The organism is Herbidospora yilanensis, assembly GCF_001570565.1.
Taxonomy (GTDB): Bacteria; Actinomycetota; Actinomycetes; order Streptosporangiales; family Streptosporangiaceae; genus Herbidospora; species Herbidospora yilanensis.
Map to the genome: position 1 here is coordinate 1 of NZ_BBXE01000004.1, position 1,272 is coordinate 1,272.

The following is a 1,272-nucleotide window of genomic DNA, read 5'->3' on the forward strand; positions in this document are numbered from 1 at the left end:
GGGCCAGGCCGACGGGAGGGCGGGCAGTACGTGGAGTTCGTTGTTGTGGGATTGGAGGAGCATTTCGGCGATGCCGGAGGTGGCGCCGAAGTTGCCGTCGATCTGGAAGGGCGGGTGGAGGTCGAACATGTTGGGGGCCAGGCGGGCGGTGGTGACCAGCAGGCGGAGCAGGGTGTGGGCGCGGGCGCCTTCTTCCATGCGCGCCCAGTAGTTGATCTTCCAGGCGAGGGACCAGCCGGTGCCGTCGTCGCCGCGCAGTTCCAGGGTGCGGCGGGCGGCGGTGTGCAGGGCGGGGGTGCCGCGTTTGGTGATCTGGTTGCTGGGGTGCAGCCCGTACAGGTGGGAGATGTGGCGGTGCCCGGTCTCGGGTTCGATCCAGTCGTAGAGCCATTCCTGGATGTTGCCGCGTGAGCCGGTCTTCATCGGGGGGAGGCGGTCGCGGGCGGCCAGTACCTGGGTGCGGAAGGTGGCGTCCACGCTGAGGGTCTGGGCGGCTTGGGCGCAGCCGTTGAACAGGTCGCGCAGGATCTGGTTGTCCATGGTCGGGCCGGCGCAGACGCTGACCCCGTTGTGGTGGGGCAGCTCCGGGGAGTTGGAGGGATTCGTCACCAGGTAGCCGAGGCTGGGCTCTGGGACGAGGGTGTCGAGGAAGAACTGGGCGGCGCCTTTCATGGCGGGGTAGTAGGTGCGCAGGAAGTCCAGGTCGCCGGTGAAGGTGTAGTGCTCCCAGATGAGGGTGGCCAGCCAGGCGCCGCCGGTCTGCCACATGCCCCACAGGGCGCCGTCGACGACGGAGGTGGCACGCCAGGCGTCGGTGTTGTGGTGGGTGACCCAGCCGCCGGCGTTGTACTGGACCTGGGCGGTGCGGGCGCCGGTGACGGCCAGCTCGCTGATCATCTTGAACACCGGGTCGAAGCATTCGGCCAGGTTGGTGGTGTCGGCGTGCCAGTAGTTCATCGGCAGGTTGGCGTTGATCGTGTATTTGGAGTCCCAGGAGGGGGTGAGGGAGTCGTTCCAGATGCCTTGCAGGTTGGCCGGTTGGGTGCCGGGGCGGGAGGAGGAGATGAGCAGGTAGCGGCCGAACTGGAACAACAACGCGGCGAACTGGGGGTCGTTGACGTTGTTGTGCTGGGCGATGCGGACGTCGGTGGGCTGGTCGGCGGCGGAGGTGCGGCCGAGGTCCAGGGTGGTGCGGTTGAACAGCGTCTGGTAGTCGGCGATGTGCCTGCCGCGCAGGTCGGTCCAGGAGCGGGCCGCGGCGGCGGTCAGGTG

The 1,272-nt window shown here is 68.3% G+C and carries 1 protein-coding gene; it reads right to left on the minus strand.

From position 1 onward, the window contains the following. A partial coding sequence (locus AW273_RS00025; RefSeq protein ID WP_439648612.1) for a glycosyl hydrolase family 95 catalytic domain-containing protein occupies positions 1–1,272 on the minus strand: 1,272 nt, incomplete at both ends.